We start from the raw sequence: 16,008 nt of genomic DNA, 5'->3' as shown, positions 1-16,008 counted from the left end.
AGGATGAGTAACACATATGGGAAAATATTTTGGAACAGATGGTGCCAGAGGACGCGCCAATGATACGCTGACACTGGATATGGCGGTAAAAATCGGACAGTACCTGGGATGGTACTATGGAAAAAACCGTCATGCGAAAATTCTGATTGGAAAGGATACACGGCTTTCGAGCGATATGTTTGAAATGGGTCTGGCAGCTGGTGCCACATCCTGCGGAGCAAGTGTATATCTGCTGGGAGTCTGCCCGACTCCTGCGGTTTCCTGTCTGATTCAGAAGGAGCATTTCGACTGTGGAATCATGGTTTCCGCCAGTCATAATCCATTCCATGACAATGGTATTAAGCTGTTTAATGGAGACGGCTGTAAAATGAATCCGGAGATTGAGCTGGAGGTTGAGAAATATATCGACAACGAAGTGTCAATCGAAGTTGCACACAATGAGAAAATCGGAAGTGTGATCGAATGGGAGGAAGGTCTGGAGCTGTACGAATCCTGGCTGAAGGAAATTGTTCCGATGGATCTTTCCGGCATGAACATTCTGCTGGACCTTGCCAACGGAAGTGCAACAAGCTGTGCTGCGGAAACCTTAAGCGAGCTGGGGGCAACCGTTGAGGTGATTCATTCTGCGCCAAACGGTATCAATATCAATACCAAATGCGGTTCCACACATCCCGAGGAGCTGCAGAGTATGATGAAGGAAGGCAATTACCATGTCGGCTTTGCCTTTGACGGAGATGCGGATCGTCTGATTGCTGTTGATGAGGACGGAAACCTGATTGATGGCGACCACACGATGTATATCTGCGGCTGCTATATGTACGATAAGGGAATTCTGCATGATGATGTCGTTGTGACCACGGTGATGAGCAACCTTGGTCTGTATCACGCACTGAAGGCCAAGGGTCTGAAATATGAGCAGACGGCTGTCGGTGACAAATATGTGTTTGAATGTATGAAGGAGCATGACTATTCCATCGGCGGTGAGCAGAGCGGACATATCATCTTTCATGCTCATGCGAATACAGGAGACGGTCTTCTGACTGCGATGAAGCTGCTGGAAATTATGGTGGATACAAAGAAATCCCTGAAGGAGCTGTGTGCAGATCTGTTTATCTATCCGCAGCTGCTGATCAATACGCCGGTACATGACAAGCATGCCGCTCTGGAGGATAAGGAACTGCTTGCGGCAGTGGATGCAGTAGCGCAGGAGCTTGGTGACGAGGGAAGAATCCTTGTTCGTCCTAGTGGGACAGAACCGCTGGTGCGCGTTATGGTGGAAGCCAAAACCGATGCACTGTGTGCGGAATATGTAAACCGTATTGTGGATTTCATTAAAGAAAAAGGACTATAACATATTGTGTGAAAGGCTCTTCCCTTTGGGGGAGTCTTTTTACGTTTCCCGGGAAATGTCGAGAAATGTCGGAAATTGAGTGGAAACACAGCGGCAAATGTGAGAAATCCATGTGAAAAGCAGCTACTTTGAAAAATAGCTTTTTTTTTCACATAATTTAGTCTAAAATAGGGGTATGAGGTGATGTTAATGAAGAAAGTAATCTGCGTTGTCGAGGATGAAAAGGCCATCAACGACCTGGTGAATCAGTATTTAAAAAAGGAAGGCTATGAAGTACGTTCTTATTATACATATGAAGAAGCAAGTGCGCATGTAATGGATGATGATGTGCATTTATGGATTCTGGATATCATGCTGGATGACAAGAGCGGTTTTGATCTGATTGAGGAAATCCGCCTTCAGGGGAGGGATATCCCTGTTATTTTCATGTCTGCCAGAGATAAGGAATTTGACCGTATCATCGGTTTGGAAAAAGGAAGCGATGACTATATCACGAAGCCCTTTTCCCCAAAGGAGCTGGTGCTGCGCGTAAACAATGTCATCAAGCGCGTCTATAAGGATGACAACAACCGGATTATGGTGGACGGCTATGAGCTGGATGAGGAACAGCGCAAGGTGTTTGATCACGGTGTGGAAATCGATCTGACAACCAAGGAATTTGATCTGCTGATGCTGTTTATCAAAAACAAGGGAATGGCGTTCAACCGGGATAAGATTCTGACCAGTGTATGGGAGGAAAATTATTTCGGAAGTGACCGTGTTGTGGATGATACGCTGCGAAGACTGCGTAAGAAGCTTCCGAATCTGAACATTCATACCATTTACGGTTACGGATACCGTTTAGGATAATGAAGCGTTTTAATGAATTTGTCAAGCGGCTGTCACTGACACAGCAGCTGTTTGCCCTAATCTTTTTCTTTGTCACATTTTTTGCGGTCTTCTTCTTTGTCTACATCAACGGCAATGTGACCACCGTGATACGTGAACAGATGTATGGTACTCTGGATTCGACGCTGCAAAGCTGGGCTATGAGTGATAGTACCAATGATGAACAGCGCCAGCTGATCAACTCCGCAGCCGGTATCGATATTTTTATGGTGCGGGTGGATAAGACGCTGGATGGTGCCACGCATGTTACGCTGGCAGGTAAAAACACCTCGGATATGGATTTGAACAGCTCCGAATGGAAAGCCATTGCACAGGACATTCTGAGTATCAATGCCCGTTATACGGCAGGCGATAAGATTCATCACGGGATCGTGAAGAAGGTCAGCGGAGATCGGGATTCCTACTACAGTATTTACAAGGTGGCAGATGACCGCTGCTGGTTAGCAAGATGTACAGCGACAATATGGGCAAGCTGGAGAACTCACTGATTAACAGCGTTGTCTATATCACGGTGATAGTTGTCGGCTTCTTCTTCATCATTATGATGATGTGGGTACTGACGCTGATTCACCCCCTGAATCAGATACGAAACTATATCGAACGTGTCAAGCTTGGCAAGGATGCGGACCTGCGTGTAAACCGGCGGGATGAGATCGGTGAACTGGCGGATGCACTTGTAAGCATGCGGGAAGAGCTGCGCAAGCAGGAAAAGACGAAGGAAGAAATGATTCACAATATTTCCCATGACCTGAAAACACCGATTGCGACGATCAAAAGCTACGGCGAAAGTATTAAGGACGGTATTTATCCGTATGATACACTGGAGAAAAGCGTCGATGTTATTATTGAAAATGCCGACCGGCTGGAACAGAAGGTACATTCCCTGCTGTTCATGAACCGCGTGGAATATCTGATTTCTCAGGATTGTGAGGGAATCGGCTCCAATATGGAGGAAATCGTGGAAACGGTTGTGCAGAACACCAGATTCATCCGCTCGGATATTCAGATCCTGACAAATCTGGAGGAGGTTTACTTTGATGGACTGGCAGAGCCGTGGCGCGTAGTCGTGGAGAATATTATTGAAAATGCATTGCGGTATGCGAAAACAACGATTGATATCCATCTGAGTGAGGAAGAGGGTCTGACCATTTCCAATGACGGACCTTGTATGGATGAGGATCGCCTGAAGGTGCTGTTTAAGCCGTATGAGATGGGAAAGGGCGGAAAATTCGGTCTGGGTCTGTCGATTGTGGCAAAGGTTGTCAGTGCCAATGGCTATGAGGTTGTCGGAGAGAATATGGCAGAGGGAGTTATCTTCCGTATTTACAAGCCGAAAAATCCGGTGAAAAAAGGACGGTAGAAACGCTCGGATACCATGTGCTTCAGTTTTCATGCGTAGGAAAGCTGGAAAATGTCTGTGATGATATCGAAGTTCTTACTCAATTGAGGGTAAATTTAAAACAGGGAGAATGTAACACTATTGTAATTATCAATAGAAGTTGAATTCTCCCTTTTCCAACACCTAAAGTAAGAAGGAACCCATATCGGCGCAGACCTTCTTGGTTGTTATCCGTACAATGGAATACCCGACTCTTGTCTACTCATGCTTTGTACAGGAGGCTGCCTGTGCTTTCCATTCATATGCATGCCGCGCCTGTTTTTTTATTGTGGCTGCTTTGGCTCTTGGACTTTATCATGAGGGTGAGGTCTTCAAGGTAAACAGATATGCAGCACGTTATCCATCATACCGCTGTATGTATCAACAGCAAGTTGCCCAGGGCATAAAAAAACCGCAGTTTCCTGCGGTTAGTAATCATGCACATTCTGTAGAATGTCCTGTGCCTTGCGGCAGATCAGTCTGGTGCCGTCGCTAAACCCTTCCTCTCGATTCTCTAGTGTTTGAATGAGGATGCCACGAAGCTCGCTTATACGTGACTGATACTCCTCATCCAGGATGGCGTTGTGTGTTTCCTGCGGATCCCGGCTCAGGTCAAAATACTGTTCCTCGCCTGTTTCACTGTACCAGATAAATTTATCCTGTTGAGTGACGATATAATGATTGGAGAGCTTATCGTGAAAGCTGTGTTCTCCGTGCAGATAGCTTCGCACAGATTCGGCTTCCTGCAGGATACAGCCTTTCAAAGAGCATCCATCCACCGTATCAGGGATTTGCAGCCCGCACAGATCCAGCAGCGTCGGCATGACATCGCGCAGCTCCGTAATGCCATTGATAGTATGTGGTACGATATCCGCTATATGCTTACCGATATGCACAAGGAACGGAATATGGGTGCTTCCTTCATATGGAAAGACCTTGCGCCATAAATTATGGTCAAACAGCATCTCTCCGTGATCACTGGTAAACAGGATGATGGTATCGTCATAGACGCCGTCTTCCTTCAGCGTAGTCAGGATGCGGCCCAGCTGATGGTCGACATGGGTGATTGCCGCATAGTAGCCGGCCATGGCATCCTTTCGCATAGCAGCATCACAGCAGCCGTATATGGAGTCTGAAATTCTGCCAGCCGCACCTGCTCCGTTTTGCGGATCCCAGTCACCGCTAGCCGGTGAGCGCAGCTCTTTATCCTTATACATATCAAAATATGCTTTAGGAGGATCTAATGGCTGATGCGGACGAACAAAGGAGGACATGAGGAAAAACGGCCGGGTGCGATCCCGTGTTTTTAAAAAGCGAATACTTTTATCTGCAACCCAGTTGGTCGGATGCAGGCGCTCTTCATAAATCCAGGGATGCGTTACCCAGGAATTGCATTCCGCTCCGCTGGTATTGATGTCTGCATCTTCTCCCAGCACATTGCGCAGATCCTGCAAATAATCATCACTGACATCCTGATGCATCCAGTGCGGGATATTCAGGCTGCGATAACAGCCCAGATAACCGTCGTGGAGCTGCAGATTCTGAAAGCCGCAGGTCAGTCTTGGAGGATGTACATGCATCTTGCCTATGCACTGCGTCTGATAGCCGCTGTTTGAAAATTCCTCAGCCATATAATGCTGATAACGCCACTCCACCTCGTCAAGATAACCGACGCGTCCATGCCGCTTTTGACTTCTTCCCGTCATCAGGGCGGCCCGTGCGGGGATACAGCTTGGCGTGGCTGAATAAGCATGGGAGAAAAAGACACCATCCGCAGCCAGGGAGTCCAGATAAGGGGTTTTAACATCCGGATGGTTCGCAAAGGATAAAGCATCCCCGCGAAACTGATCACAGACAATCAATAGTACGTTCACATTCTGTTTCATAATTTCACCTTCTAACGTTCATTATATAGGAAAGAGTGGAAAAAGGAAATGTGTAACGTTCTTTGTGGCAATTATATGAAAAAACTGGACAAGAAACCTGCAGGTTGAAAAAGGTATCCTCTGCGGATACCGTATGATAATACTATGAAACAGGATGAATTTTTGAAATGGCGCCTTTGATAACATCACAGAGAGTAAAGCCGGCGTACACCATGGTCAATCCCCGAGCAAAGTCACTGACCAGAAGGATGGAGAATACCGGGAGAAGCTGATTCCCACTGAAAAAGCTGTAAACGTACGAGCCGAAAAGAATGAGGTTTACAAGCTCAATTCCATAGCGTATACGGGGCTGTATCGCTTGATAACAGTGATACAGGAGGAATACGGAGATACCAGTCAGAAGAAATACAGTGCTGAAGACGAGATAGTACTCGGTGAAATCATATGTTTGCATCATGTTCTTATAGGCGGTATGAATAGGATATTGAGATAACAGCATCAGATACGGATATAGAAGATAATAGAGATAGCTGGCGTACTTCATGAAAATCCCTCCTCTCTATCTATAGTATAGCACGATTTTGACACAAAAATAAAAAATGGGAAAAATGGAAACCGGAGGGTGTGGAATGTCGTGCGAAAAAGCGGCTATGCTTTTGTGCAGCCTGCTGACTGTATGTTTTCTGACAAACAATTTGTCACCTGATTTCTGATTGTTGCTAGCCTGCTCTTTCATCATGTACAGCTATTTTATAAGTACTGACTTCATATACAGCATCAATAAAAAGGAATTTAATTTATATGTAGTTCTTGTAAATTGGTATTTCTTGTTAAAATTTCTTGTATTTTTGTTTGTATCGAAGAATAACTGTATGAATACTATTTATTTTCTTCGATTTATCTTATATAATGATGGTTGTCTTTGAATGTAAAGAAATGTAAAAAACGTGATTTCTGAAAAGATTTACAGTTTCTTGCATTTTATTGTTTGAAAAGCAATATCTATAAAAAACAGAACAATATATGCATTGCATAAAACGCTTACATTCAGTAATATTTAGGTATGGAAAACATATCCAGATGAAGGAGGAAATTCATTATGAAAAAAATGGTAGCACTTGCTTGTGTAGGGTTAATGGCCGCAAGCGTTGTTACAGGCTGCAGCAGCAAGAAGGATGATGCATCTTCTGGCAGTGACGGCGAAAAACGTATCGTTAAATTTGATGCGTTCTCTGGAGGAAACGGTGAAGAAGTTTGGAAGGAAATGGCGAAGGCATTCGAAGCAAAAAATAAAGATGTCAAGATTGAGCTTCGTTTTGAGAAGGACTTACCAGCAGTTCTGAACAAGGAAAACAGCAAAGGGGAATATTCCGATATCGTTTATTACAACCTGGGACAGCAGAGCCAGTTTACAGAAACGCAGCTGAACAGCAAGAAGGTGGAAGACATCTCTGATGTATTCGCAGATGAAAATGTTAAGAAAAACATCAATCCGGATTTCGTAAACAACCCGGTATCTCAGTTCTATGGTGACGGCAAAAATTATCTGGCACCAATCATGTATACACCTGGTGGTTTATATTACAATGCAAACCTGGTTGGCGAAGGAAAGAAATATGAAATTCCTCAGACCTGGGATGATATGTTCAAGCTTGGTGACCAGCTGAAAGAAGAAGGCAAGATTTCTCTGTTTACCTATGCACAGGCAGGATATCTGGATAACACAATCCTTTCTGTTATTCAGGAAGCCGGCGGACAGGAGCTGCTGAGTAAGTTATTAAACTATGATGCTGAGGCTTGGAACTCAAAAGAAGGTAAGATGGTTACCGATACGATTGGACGTCTTGTAAAAGATTACATGGAACCAAATACGGTTGCGAATGCAAACGTAAAAGACGGATTCACAAAGAACCAGCAGGCTGTTATCGACGGTAAGGCTCTGTTTATGCCAAACGGAAGCTGGGTAGTTGCTGAAATGGAAGAAACAACTCCAAAAGACTTCAAATGGGGCGTAAGCGCAGTACCTGCACTGACAAAAGACGGAAAGAAAGCCATCACGACCTTTACAGAGCAGTGCTGGATTCCTTCTGAAGCTAAAAACAAGGATGACGCAAAAGCATTTCTGAAATTCATCTATTCTGAGGAAGGCGCAAACATCATGCTGAAATATAACTGTGTTGTACCTGTTAACGGTATTACAGATAAGCTGACAGGCGTTAACAAAGAACTGTACAATGTATACAATGACGAGAATGTTACTGCAGTTATCGGCGCATTTGCACCATTTGACTCTGCAGCTATCCCTGATGTAGACATGAAGAAGGTATTATGTTTCACAGCTGATGATATCAATACTGGTAAGACTACTGCTGAAAAGTGGAACAGTGAATTAGTGAAAACTTGGAAAACGATTAGTGAGCATCCAGTAAAATAAATTTGTGAGCATGATTTATTGAACTAGCAGTGAGCGAATCGCTCACTGCTTTTTAGAAAAGGAGGGTTAAGTAATGAATAAAAAGAAAGCACAGAGAAGATTTGTCTTTGCCTGTCTGGCACCGGCCGTTATTCTTGTGATTCTCTTTATGGTGATTCCTACCTTCAACGTATTCCGTTACTCTCTGTACGGGAAAACGGGAATCGTCGGCGATGCCCCGTTTGTAGGATTGAACAACTTTAAAATTTTATTTACCGATTCACGTTTTATTGAATCCATGCAGAACATGATTCTGATCATTGTGATGGTGACGCTGTTTACCGTCGTACTTGCTGTTCTGTTTGCGACCTTGCTGACAAGAGAAGAATTCAAAGGGAAAAACTTCTTCCGTGTCATCTTCTACATTCCTAATATTTTAAGTATTGTTGTTATTGCCGGTATCTTCTCGGCAATTTATGCACCGGATAACGGTCTGCTGAACAGCTTCCTTGAAATGATCGGACTCGGTATGCTGCAGAAGCAGTGGATGGGAGATTCCGGTATCATATTGTATTCCATCATCTTTGCACTGGTGTGGCAGGCAATCGGCTACTACATGGTTATGTATATGGCCAGCATGTCCTCCATTCCGGAAAATCTGTATGAGGCGGCTGCTCTGGAAGGGGCAGGAAAGGTAAAGCAGTTCTTCATGATCACATTACCGCTGATCTGGAACAATATCCGAACGACACTGACCTTCTTCGTTATTTCCACGATCAATCTAAGCTTCATGTTCATTCAGATCAATACGAATGGAGATCTTGGAAGTGAAGTACCGCTGAATTATATGTACAACAAGGCATTTGGAGGAAATTATTCCTATGGTATGGCAATCGGTGTCATCACCTTTATCTTCTCCTTCGCCCTGTCCGGTTTACTGAACAAAATCACAGAACGTGATGTTCTGGAATTCTAGGAGGTGTGAGCTATGAATAAGAAAAAAATGTCCTCTCATGCCTGGTATAAGATATTCGTCTACGTGGCGATGATCGTATTCGCCATCAGCATCATCGTTCCGGTTGCCTGGGTATTTCTGTCCAGTGTGAAATCACAGCTGGATCTGGTTGGCGATCCATGGTCCATGCCGACGCAGTTTCTCTGGAGTAACTTCGTTGATGCGATGGAAAAGGCCCGCATGGGAGAGTATTTCATCAATTCCGTATTTGTCACCGTGCTCGGTCTGATTTTCCTGCTGGTGCTGGCACTGCCTGCATCCTATGTTCTGGCAAGATATCCGTTCAAGGGCAAGAAGTTCTTCAATGCCCTGTTTATGGCAGGACTGTTTGTCAATGTAAACTATATTGTGCTGCCGATTTATCTGATGCTGTTTCAGGCGGATCAGCTGCTCGGTGTGGAGGTGTTCCTGAATAATAAGGTCATGCTGGCACTGGTGAATGCAGCTACCAGTCTTCCGTTCACGATTTATCTGCTGAGCGGCTACTTCAAGACGCTGCCGAAGGCGTATGAGGAAGCAGCACTGATTGACGGCTGCGGCTATTTTAAAACCATGACGAAAATCATGATTCCCATGGCCAGACCAAGTATCATCACCGTTATTCTGTTCCAGTTCCTGGCATTCTGGAATGAATATATCATGGCGTTCACCTTGATGGATAAGGACAATGCGACACTGGCTGTCGGATTAAAATTCCTGATGGCGGATCAGCGTTCACAGGCGAATTACGGTGTCATGTATGCCGGTCTTGTTATCGTTATGGTACCAACATTGATTCTGTACATCTGTGTACAGAAGAAACTGACCCAGGGTATGAGCCTTGGAGGTCTGAAAGATTAGGAGCTACACGACTATGAAAAAAACATTCGGCAGAGTAACATTGCCTGGAGAAAGCAATTTTCTGGAAGAAACAAAGGATTTGCTGGAACGCTGGGGTGCGGATGCGATCCGTGACAGCGACGGCACAAAGCTTGATGAAGGAATCCGGAATCTGGATGCAAAGATATATACCACGTATTTCGTAGCCAGAGGACATAATGAATTCGCTGAACAGCACATGGAGGAATGCCAGCAGATCTATCTGATGAGCGCATATACACTGGCAGCCGGTGAAGATGTTCGAATTGCATTTGCGGCGGAATACTTCGATCAGCAGGTTACACCGGATTATGACCATGATCCCAAGCAGTGGTGGGAGGTTATCGACCGTACCAGCGGAGCTGTGGTTGCAGCAGATGACTGGGAGCTGGATCAAAAGCATCATACGGTTATTGTGCATCATGCACAGCCGTTCCATGAATATACCGTCAGCTTTCTGGCCTATATCCTCTGGGATCCGACGCAGATGTATAATCACATCACCAATGACTGGGGTGACAAGCCTCATGAAATACCGTTTGATGTACGCAAGCCCTACAGCAGGGACTATGTTGTGGAATATTTGAAACACTGGCTGCAGGAGGAAGAAAACAAGCGCTGTGATATCGTACGATTCACAACCTTCTTCTATCACTTCACGTTGATTTTCAATCAGCATGCGAAGGAAAAATTCGTTGACTGGTGCGGCTATGGTGCCAGCGTATCGACAGAAGCGATACTGGCATTCGAACAGGAGTTGGGCTATCGCCTGCGTCCGGAGGTATTTGTCCAAAACGGTTATTATAACTCCACGTTCTGTGTTCCGACAAAGGAATACCGTGATTATATCGATTTTACACAGCGCTTCGTAAGCGAACGAGCAAAAGAGCTGGTGGATCTGGTGCATGAAGCCGGCAAGGAAGCAATGATGTTTCTCGGTGATAACTGGATCGGTACCGAGCCGTATGGCGCATATTTTCCTTCCATCGGTTTGGATGCCGTGGTCGGCAGTGTCGGCGGCGGTGCAACCCTTCGTCTGATTTCCGATATACCCGGTGTGAAATATCATGAAGGACGATTCCTTCCGTATTTCTTCCCGGATACCTTCCATGAAGGAAATGATCCGGTCATCGAAGCGGTGGACAACTGGCTGAGTGCCAGACGTGCCATCATGCGCAAGCCAATCGACCGTATCGGTTATGGCGGTTATCCAAGCCTTGCCTACAAGTTCCCGAAATTTGTGGAATACATCGAAAAGGTATGTGAGGAATTCCGTCAGATTTATGATATCGTCCATGAACAGACACCATACTGCGGATTGAAGGTAGCCATACTCAATCACTGGGGAGCGCTGCGCAGCTGGCATGCCTATATGGTGGCGCATGGTCTGTACTGCAAACAGATTTATTCCTATAACGGAATGCTGGAATCCTTGAGCGGAGCCAGTGTGGATGTTACCTTTATCAGCTTTGACGAGCTGCTGGAGCATGGCATTCCAGCGGATATTGATGTTATCATCAATGCGGGAGATGCAAATACGGCATTCTCCGGTGGAGATATATGGAAAAATGAAATGCTGGTTAGCATGCTGCGGGCATGGGTATACAGCGGACATGGTCTGGTTGGTATCGGAGAGCCGACAGCCTGTGAGCATGGCGGACGTTTCTTCCAGCTGGCAGATGCATTCGGTGTGGATAAGGAGCTTGGCTTCACACTGCATACGGACAAATATTTCCATACACCGGCAGACAGTCACTTCATAACAGAGGATGTTGTGGAGCCGCTGGATTTCGGTGAAGGAATGAAGAATATCTATGCGCTGTATGAGGATACGGAAATCATCGCATATAACGATGGCGAAGTGAACATGGCAGCCCATGCGTATGGAAAAGGACGCTGTGTATATATTGCAGGACTTCCATACAGCACCCAGAATACGAGAATCCTGCTGCGTGCCCTCTATTATGCGGCATGCAAGGAGGAAGCATTCAAGAAATGGTATGCGGACAACCTGTATTGTGAGGTTCACGCATATCCGCAGTCAAAGCAGTATGCGATTTTGAATAATACAAATGAAATCCAGGAAACCGGTGTGTATGACGGAGAAGGTAACTGCAAACATGTCACACTGCAGCCTGGGGAAATACGATGGATGGTGATGAAATAATGGAAACCAATATTGTGAAGAATATCATCATGGCAGTTCTGTTCTTTGTGTTCCTTGGCATGATCGTCATCGGACAGAAAACCGTTGGTTTGGGAAATCTGGGATTGGAGATTGCCGGACTGGCCGGACTGCTCGCAGAGCTGTATGTATACAATCGAAAGTACAAATAAGAAGGAGGAAGTAAAATGGCAGATTTATCATTAAGACATATAGATAAGATCTATGATAATAATGTACAGGCCGTTTTTGATTTCAATCTGGAAATCAAGGATAAGGAGTTCATTGTATTCGTAGGTCCGTCCGGATGTGGAAAATCAACAACTCTGCGTATGATTGCAGGACTGGAGGATATCTCCGCCGGGGAATTTTATATCGATGACAAGCTGATGAATGATGTAGAACCAAAGGATCGTGACATTGCCATGGTCTTCCAGTCCTACGCATTGTATCCGCATATGAGTGTTTATGATAATATGGCGTTTGGTCTGAAGCTGAAAAAGACGCCGAAGGAAGAAATCGACAAGCGTGTACGGGAAGCTGCCCGTATACTGGAAATTGAAGACTATCTGGATCGTAAGCCGAAAGCATTATCCGGCGGTCAGCGTCAGCGTGTTGCGCTGGGGCGTGCCATCGTCCGCAATGCGAAGGTTTTCCTGATGGATGAACCACTGTCCAATCTGGATGCGAAGCTGCGTGTACAGATGAGAAGTGAAATCATCAAGCTGCATGAGCGCATCAATGCGACAACGATTTATGTAACCCATGATCAGACAGAGGCGATGACCATGGCGGATCGCATTGTTGTGATGAAGGCCGGTTATATCCAGCAGATCGGTACACCAAAGGAAATTTACAACAATCCGAAGAATATGTTTGTTGCAGGATTCCTGGGAGCACCTGCGACCAACTTCCTGCAGGGAACCTATCAGGGAAATGCGTTTATCTGTAACGATCAGCGCATCGAAATGCCGGATATGTTCCGCGAGGCTATGAAGCCGTATGACGGCAAAGAGGTTGTCATGGGTATCCGTCCGGAGGATCTGCATGGCGAAGGCATTGTTGCGGACACCTATCCTACCTCACATTTCATGTTCGATGTTGAGGTCAGTGAATTGCTCGGTCATGAGTTTATCCTGCACGGACGCTTTGGAAAACAGCGTCTGGAGGCAAAGGTAGCGGCCCGCATTGAAGCAAGACCGCATGAGGATATCGAGCTGGCTATGGATCTTAGCAAGGTTCATTTCTTCGATAAGGAAACAGAAGAAACAATTATTTAGGTTCTTTCATCCCTTACGGGGTGCAGGCATTCCACATAGACGCCGTTCAGTGCAATCGTCCCTCCTCTTTCAGATACGTTGTACGGTGAAGCCTCCATATCATGCAGTATCTGGCAGCCGGATATCGTATGGTATGGCGGTGTATGGGAATGTATAAAGAATAGGAAAGAAAGATGCTTTCTTTCCTCATGGAAAGGAAATCGCTGCAAGACCGGTATTTCATCACAGGTATCGGTCTTTTTTTAGTTTTCCACCAAATGTGGAAAACAATGTGGGAAAGTGGAAAACTGCTTTATAGGCAGTATATATCGTGGTATTCTAATAGAAAGAAGGTGATGATGTGGAAAAGCTACCCCCGATAGCAAAGGTATATGAGGCATACAGTGCATTGGCAGATGACCGTATTGTAGTGAAGGAGCAGGAGGCGCTTGTTGACAGCAGCGATTATGCAAAGACGTATACTGTCAGATTTCATGATGATGAGGTTTCAAGCAATGACAATGCGACCGTTTGGCAGCATTATCCAGGCTATCCTATTCTGGCAGTATGGATGAAGCTGGGAATTCTTTCTGTGAACTGGAATATCCTACCTGCCTTTGCCGGAATCAACTGGAAAAAACGCAACACTGAGCATAAAAACCGTTATGAGGAAGTCATAGAAGAATTCCTTTCGGAATGTGAAGAGCAGGGCTATGCTTGCGAGGATATACGCAGCTGTATGCAGGAAACACTGGAAGCAGTTGCTAAGCTTTCTTATACGATAAAGGGCAACAGAGCCCCTATGATACGTAAATGAATGAAAACAGCAGCCGGTACATGACTGCTGTTTTTCTTTGTGATCTCTTCATGATTTGTATAGCGATGAAACAGCGCTAAATCAGATGAGATATCCAGTATTCGACATAGTAAAAAAAACAGCTGTTTCAGTTATCCTCATTCATAGGAAAGAACTACTTTTTCACTCGGAAGCATAGCAGCAGAAACAATAGGACAAGAACACCGTAAAAGCTTGATCATAATCGGAAGGAGGAGTATCTCGAAAAATTCGTTCGGCACCTCCTTTTCCTATTCAGTGTATAGTGTACAGTAGGTGGAAAGTCTCAGAACTGAATCTGGAAATAGTCTTAGCGCTAAAGTGGCATACTAGCCGTCCGAATACACAAAAAATCGGCATGTTTCTTCTTGACTTTACAGTTACTGGATACTTTAAGATGATTCTACACCTGATCGAATGAAGGATAAAGGAGAAGTGAACATCATGAACAAAACTGTCGATATTCGTAGATTTTACGAGGAGGATGCACTTGCTCTGGAGGATGTGATACGCAAAACCTGGAAATATGATGCATTCTGTTCTTCTGAAACAGCAGCCAGACTGGCACATGTATATTTGTACTCCTGTCTAGCCAATCAGACCTTCACTGCCGTGGCGATCGTTGACGGAAAGCCCTGTGGTATACATATACAGAAGCACCGCTGTCCGTTTTCCCTGAAGCTGCAAAGCCTTCTTGCTATTGTGCATCTGCTTATAACAAGAGAAGGCAGAGAAATCTGTTCCTTTTACGGGAAGATTCGGAATGTTGATCAGGTGCTGTTAGACGGTAGCGGGAAAACCTATGGTGGAGAATTGTCATTCTTCGTCCTGGATGAAGCTGTGCGTGGTCTGGGAATCGGCAAACAGCTCTATGCAGCTGCGCTTACTTATATGCGTCAGGAGAATATTCAAAGCTTTTATCTACTATATACAGACAGTAGCTGTAATTACGGCTTTTATGAGCACCGTGGAATGCAGCGAAGAGGAGAAATAGAGATGGTTGTGAAGCTGGCCGGACAACAGGCACCGATGAAGTTCTTCCTGTATGACATTACCTGCTAAAGGAAAAGACGATAAGAAAAGCCGTACAAAGCTGTGTGCCCTGTACAGTTTTATACCAATAATCTATATATTTTCCAATTCGATTTGCAGCTGCGTGATATATTCCTCCTGCACACGGGTCTCATGCGTATCGATAACGAAGAATTCCATAATATGGCGTCCAATGGCATATCCGTTTTCATCACAGTATTTCAGCATCCTTTTTAAATGCTCATGCGCTTTATCGCGTGCACCCTGATAATAAAGATTCAAATAGGTTCCGGCAGGCAGTGTGAATTCCCAGTCCTGCAGGGATTCCCCCGCAATGAAAACAGAGGAAGCGTGAATATGTTCACGATCAGATACATCCAGAAAGAAGCCGGTATTAAAATTTGCAATCGTATAAATGTTTTTTTCGTATTCCTTTGATAGCTTCATCAGCTGATATTCCACATCATCATGAACAGCATCCGTTTTTAAGGCTACACATTTGCGCTGAGGCAGGCGCATCAGCTCTATCGCCTCCATCGGCAGCTGCTGACACGCTTTTAGTGACGCCTTGCGATGCAGAATATCAACCTTTAGCTGATAAAGCTCCTGAATCTTCTGATTGATGATGCGCTCTTCTTCCTCCATGAAGGAAAGACTGTTGGCGATGGTTCGGTTCTCCAGATAGTCCTGAATACTTTTCATGGAAAACCCCAGATTACGAAGATCGCGAATCACATTCAGACGATGAATATCACTGGTGGTATACTGGCGGTAGTTGTTTTTGTCCCGCATGGGATGAAGAATACCAAGCTCTTCATAATAACGCAGGGAATCCTGTCCGATGTTGTATAATTTTGAAATTTCATTGATTTTATAGTATGTTTTCATATTTACCTCTTGACTCTGGTATTATACCAGGGTTTATGATA

15 protein-coding genes are annotated in these 16,008 nt (G+C 45.0%); 12 read left to right on the top strand and 3 right to left on the bottom strand.

Annotation, left to right across the window (positions count from 1 at the left end; all coding sequences use genetic code 11):
• Positions 1 to 16: 16 nt before the first annotated feature.
• The 4 genes from glmM (at position 17) to ACG3M1_RS17435 (ending at position 3,599) form a co-directional block, all read left to right on the top strand.
• The gene (glmM, locus tag ACG3M1_RS17450; protein ID WP_009588565.1) at positions 17 to 1,351 is read left to right on the top strand and encodes a phosphoglucosamine mutase; all 1,335 of its coding nucleotides are present in this window, start codon (positions 17 to 19) and stop codon (positions 1,349 to 1,351) included.
• Positions 1,352 to 1,540: 189 nt separating this feature from the next.
• Positions 1,541 to 2,200, top strand: a complete 660-nt coding sequence (locus ACG3M1_RS17445) for a response regulator transcription factor (RefSeq protein ID WP_002609458.1) — start codon at positions 1,541 to 1,543, stop codon at positions 2,198 to 2,200.
• A complete protein-coding gene (locus ACG3M1_RS17440; protein ID WP_395814356.1) occupies positions 2,200 to 2,727 on the top strand; it encodes a hypothetical protein in 528 nt (175 codons plus the stop codon). The genes ACG3M1_RS17445 and ACG3M1_RS17440 overlap by 1 nt, the downstream gene beginning before the upstream one ends.
• Positions 2,688 to 3,599, top strand: a complete 912-nt coding sequence (locus ACG3M1_RS17435; RefSeq protein ID WP_395814353.1) for a histidine kinase dimerization/phospho-acceptor domain-containing protein — start codon at positions 2,688 to 2,690, stop codon at positions 3,597 to 3,599. The genes ACG3M1_RS17440 and ACG3M1_RS17435 overlap by 40 nt, the downstream gene beginning before the upstream one ends.
• Before the next feature lie 446 nt (positions 3,600 to 4,045).
• Here the strand turns inward: ACG3M1_RS17435 and ACG3M1_RS17430 are convergent, their stop codons facing one another.
• Together ACG3M1_RS17430 and ACG3M1_RS17425 are read right to left on the bottom strand one after the other, a co-directional pair.
• Positions 4,046 to 5,503 (bottom strand): arylsulfatase, encoded by a 1,458-nt coding sequence (locus ACG3M1_RS17430; protein WP_008816872.1) that lies wholly within the window; start codon positions 5,501 to 5,503, stop codon positions 4,046 to 4,048.
• A 142-nt stretch (positions 5,504 to 5,645) separates the two neighbouring features.
• Positions 5,646 to 6,047, bottom strand: a complete 402-nt coding sequence (locus tag ACG3M1_RS17425; RefSeq protein ID WP_008816871.1) for a hypothetical protein — start codon at positions 6,045 to 6,047, stop codon at positions 5,646 to 5,648.
• Positions 6,048 to 6,602: 555 nt separating this feature from the next.
• On the opposite strand from ACG3M1_RS17425, the gene ACG3M1_RS17420 reads away from it, so the two are divergent.
• The 8 genes from ACG3M1_RS17420 to ACG3M1_RS17385 all read left to right on the top strand — a co-directional run bounded on the left by ACG3M1_RS17420 (position 6,603) and on the right by ACG3M1_RS17385 (position 15,109).
• Complete coding sequence (locus ACG3M1_RS17420) at positions 6,603 to 7,937, top strand: carbohydrate ABC transporter substrate-binding protein (RefSeq protein WP_008816870.1); 1,335 nt, start codon at positions 6,603 to 6,605, stop codon at positions 7,935 to 7,937.
• Between the two features lie 73 nt (positions 7,938 to 8,010).
• Positions 8,011 to 8,892 (top strand): carbohydrate ABC transporter permease, encoded by an 882-nt coding sequence (locus tag ACG3M1_RS17415; protein ID WP_002609468.1) that lies wholly within the window; start codon positions 8,011 to 8,013, stop codon positions 8,890 to 8,892.
• A gap of 12 nt (positions 8,893 to 8,904) precedes the next feature.
• Complete coding sequence (locus ACG3M1_RS17410; protein WP_002609469.1) at positions 8,905 to 9,771, top strand: carbohydrate ABC transporter permease; 867 nt, start codon at positions 8,905 to 8,907, stop codon at positions 9,769 to 9,771.
• A gap of 13 nt (positions 9,772 to 9,784) precedes the next feature.
• A complete protein-coding gene (gene gnpA, locus ACG3M1_RS17405) occupies positions 9,785 to 11,956 on the top strand; it encodes a 1,3-beta-galactosyl-N-acetylhexosamine phosphorylase (protein WP_009270899.1) in 2,172 nt (723 codons plus the stop codon).
• Positions 11,956 to 12,126, top strand: coding sequence for a DUF6903 family protein (locus tag ACG3M1_RS17400; RefSeq protein ID WP_002609472.1), 171 nt, complete (start codon positions 11,956 to 11,958; stop codon positions 12,124 to 12,126). The genes gnpA and ACG3M1_RS17400 overlap by 1 nt, the downstream gene beginning before the upstream one ends.
• A gap of 15 nt (positions 12,127 to 12,141) precedes the next feature.
• Positions 12,142 to 13,233: an ABC transporter ATP-binding protein gene (locus ACG3M1_RS17395; RefSeq protein WP_009270898.1), complete on the top strand. Its 1,092-nt coding sequence runs from the start codon at positions 12,142 to 12,144 to the stop codon at positions 13,231 to 13,233.
• Positions 13,234 to 13,573: 340 nt separating this feature from the next.
• Positions 13,574 to 14,029, top strand: coding sequence for a hypothetical protein (locus ACG3M1_RS17390; protein ID WP_008816867.1), 456 nt, complete (start codon positions 13,574 to 13,576; stop codon positions 14,027 to 14,029).
• 462 nt (positions 14,030 to 14,491) lie between these two features.
• On the top strand, positions 14,492 to 15,109 hold the full coding sequence (locus ACG3M1_RS17385) for a GNAT family N-acetyltransferase (RefSeq protein WP_008816866.1): 618 nt from the start codon (positions 14,492 to 14,494) through the stop codon (positions 15,107 to 15,109).
• 63 nt (positions 15,110 to 15,172) lie between these two features.
• Here the strand turns inward: ACG3M1_RS17385 and ACG3M1_RS17380 are convergent, their stop codons facing one another.
• Positions 15,173 to 15,967, bottom strand: coding sequence for a MerR family transcriptional regulator (locus ACG3M1_RS17380; RefSeq protein ID WP_009270896.1), 795 nt, complete (start codon positions 15,965 to 15,967; stop codon positions 15,173 to 15,175).
• Between the last annotated feature and the right edge of the window lie 41 nt (positions 15,968 to 16,008).

This window comes from Clostridium sp. 10cd* (genome assembly GCF_044336395.1).
Taxonomy (GTDB): Bacteria; Bacillota_I; Bacilli_A; order Erysipelotrichales; family Erysipelotrichaceae; genus Clostridium_AQ; species Clostridium_AQ innocuum.
The sequence above is the reverse complement of the archived record's forward strand: the minus strand, read 5'-3'. Positions and strand labels throughout refer to the sequence as shown.

Excerpts from the sequence above, each read along its gene's own strand:
- glmM (WP_009588565.1), top strand. The coding sequence starts at position 17 with ATGGGAAAATATTTTGGAACAGATGGTGCCAGAGGACGCGCCAATGAT.
- ACG3M1_RS17445 (WP_002609458.1), top strand. The coding sequence starts at position 1,541 with ATGAAGAAAGTAATCTGCGTTGTCGAGGATGAAAAGGCCATCAACGAC.
- ACG3M1_RS17440 (WP_395814356.1), top strand. The coding sequence starts at position 2,200 with ATGAAGCGTTTTAATGAATTTGTCAAGCGGCTGTCACTGACACAGCAG.
- ACG3M1_RS17435 (WP_395814353.1), top strand. The coding sequence starts at position 2,688 with ATGTACAGCGACAATATGGGCAAGCTGGAGAACTCACTGATTAACAGC.
- ACG3M1_RS17430 (WP_008816872.1), bottom strand. The coding sequence starts at position 5,503 with ATGAAACAGAATGTGAACGTACTATTGATTGTCTGTGATCAGTTTCGC.
- ACG3M1_RS17425 (WP_008816871.1), bottom strand. The coding sequence starts at position 6,047 with ATGAAGTACGCCAGCTATCTCTATTATCTTCTATATCCGTATCTGATG.
- ACG3M1_RS17420 (WP_008816870.1), top strand. The coding sequence starts at position 6,603 with ATGAAAAAAATGGTAGCACTTGCTTGTGTAGGGTTAATGGCCGCAAGC.
- ACG3M1_RS17415 (WP_002609468.1), top strand. The coding sequence starts at position 8,011 with ATGAATAAAAAGAAAGCACAGAGAAGATTTGTCTTTGCCTGTCTGGCA.
- ACG3M1_RS17410 (WP_002609469.1), top strand. The coding sequence starts at position 8,905 with ATGAATAAGAAAAAAATGTCCTCTCATGCCTGGTATAAGATATTCGTC.
- gnpA (WP_009270899.1), top strand. The coding sequence starts at position 9,785 with ATGAAAAAAACATTCGGCAGAGTAACATTGCCTGGAGAAAGCAATTTT.
- ACG3M1_RS17400 (WP_002609472.1), top strand. The coding sequence starts at position 11,956 with ATGGAAACCAATATTGTGAAGAATATCATCATGGCAGTTCTGTTCTTT.
- ACG3M1_RS17395 (WP_009270898.1), top strand. The coding sequence starts at position 12,142 with ATGGCAGATTTATCATTAAGACATATAGATAAGATCTATGATAATAAT.
- ACG3M1_RS17385 (WP_008816866.1), top strand. The coding sequence starts at position 14,492 with ATGAACAAAACTGTCGATATTCGTAGATTTTACGAGGAGGATGCACTT.
- ACG3M1_RS17380 (WP_009270896.1), bottom strand. The coding sequence starts at position 15,967 with ATGAAAACATACTATAAAATCAATGAAATTTCAAAATTATACAACATC.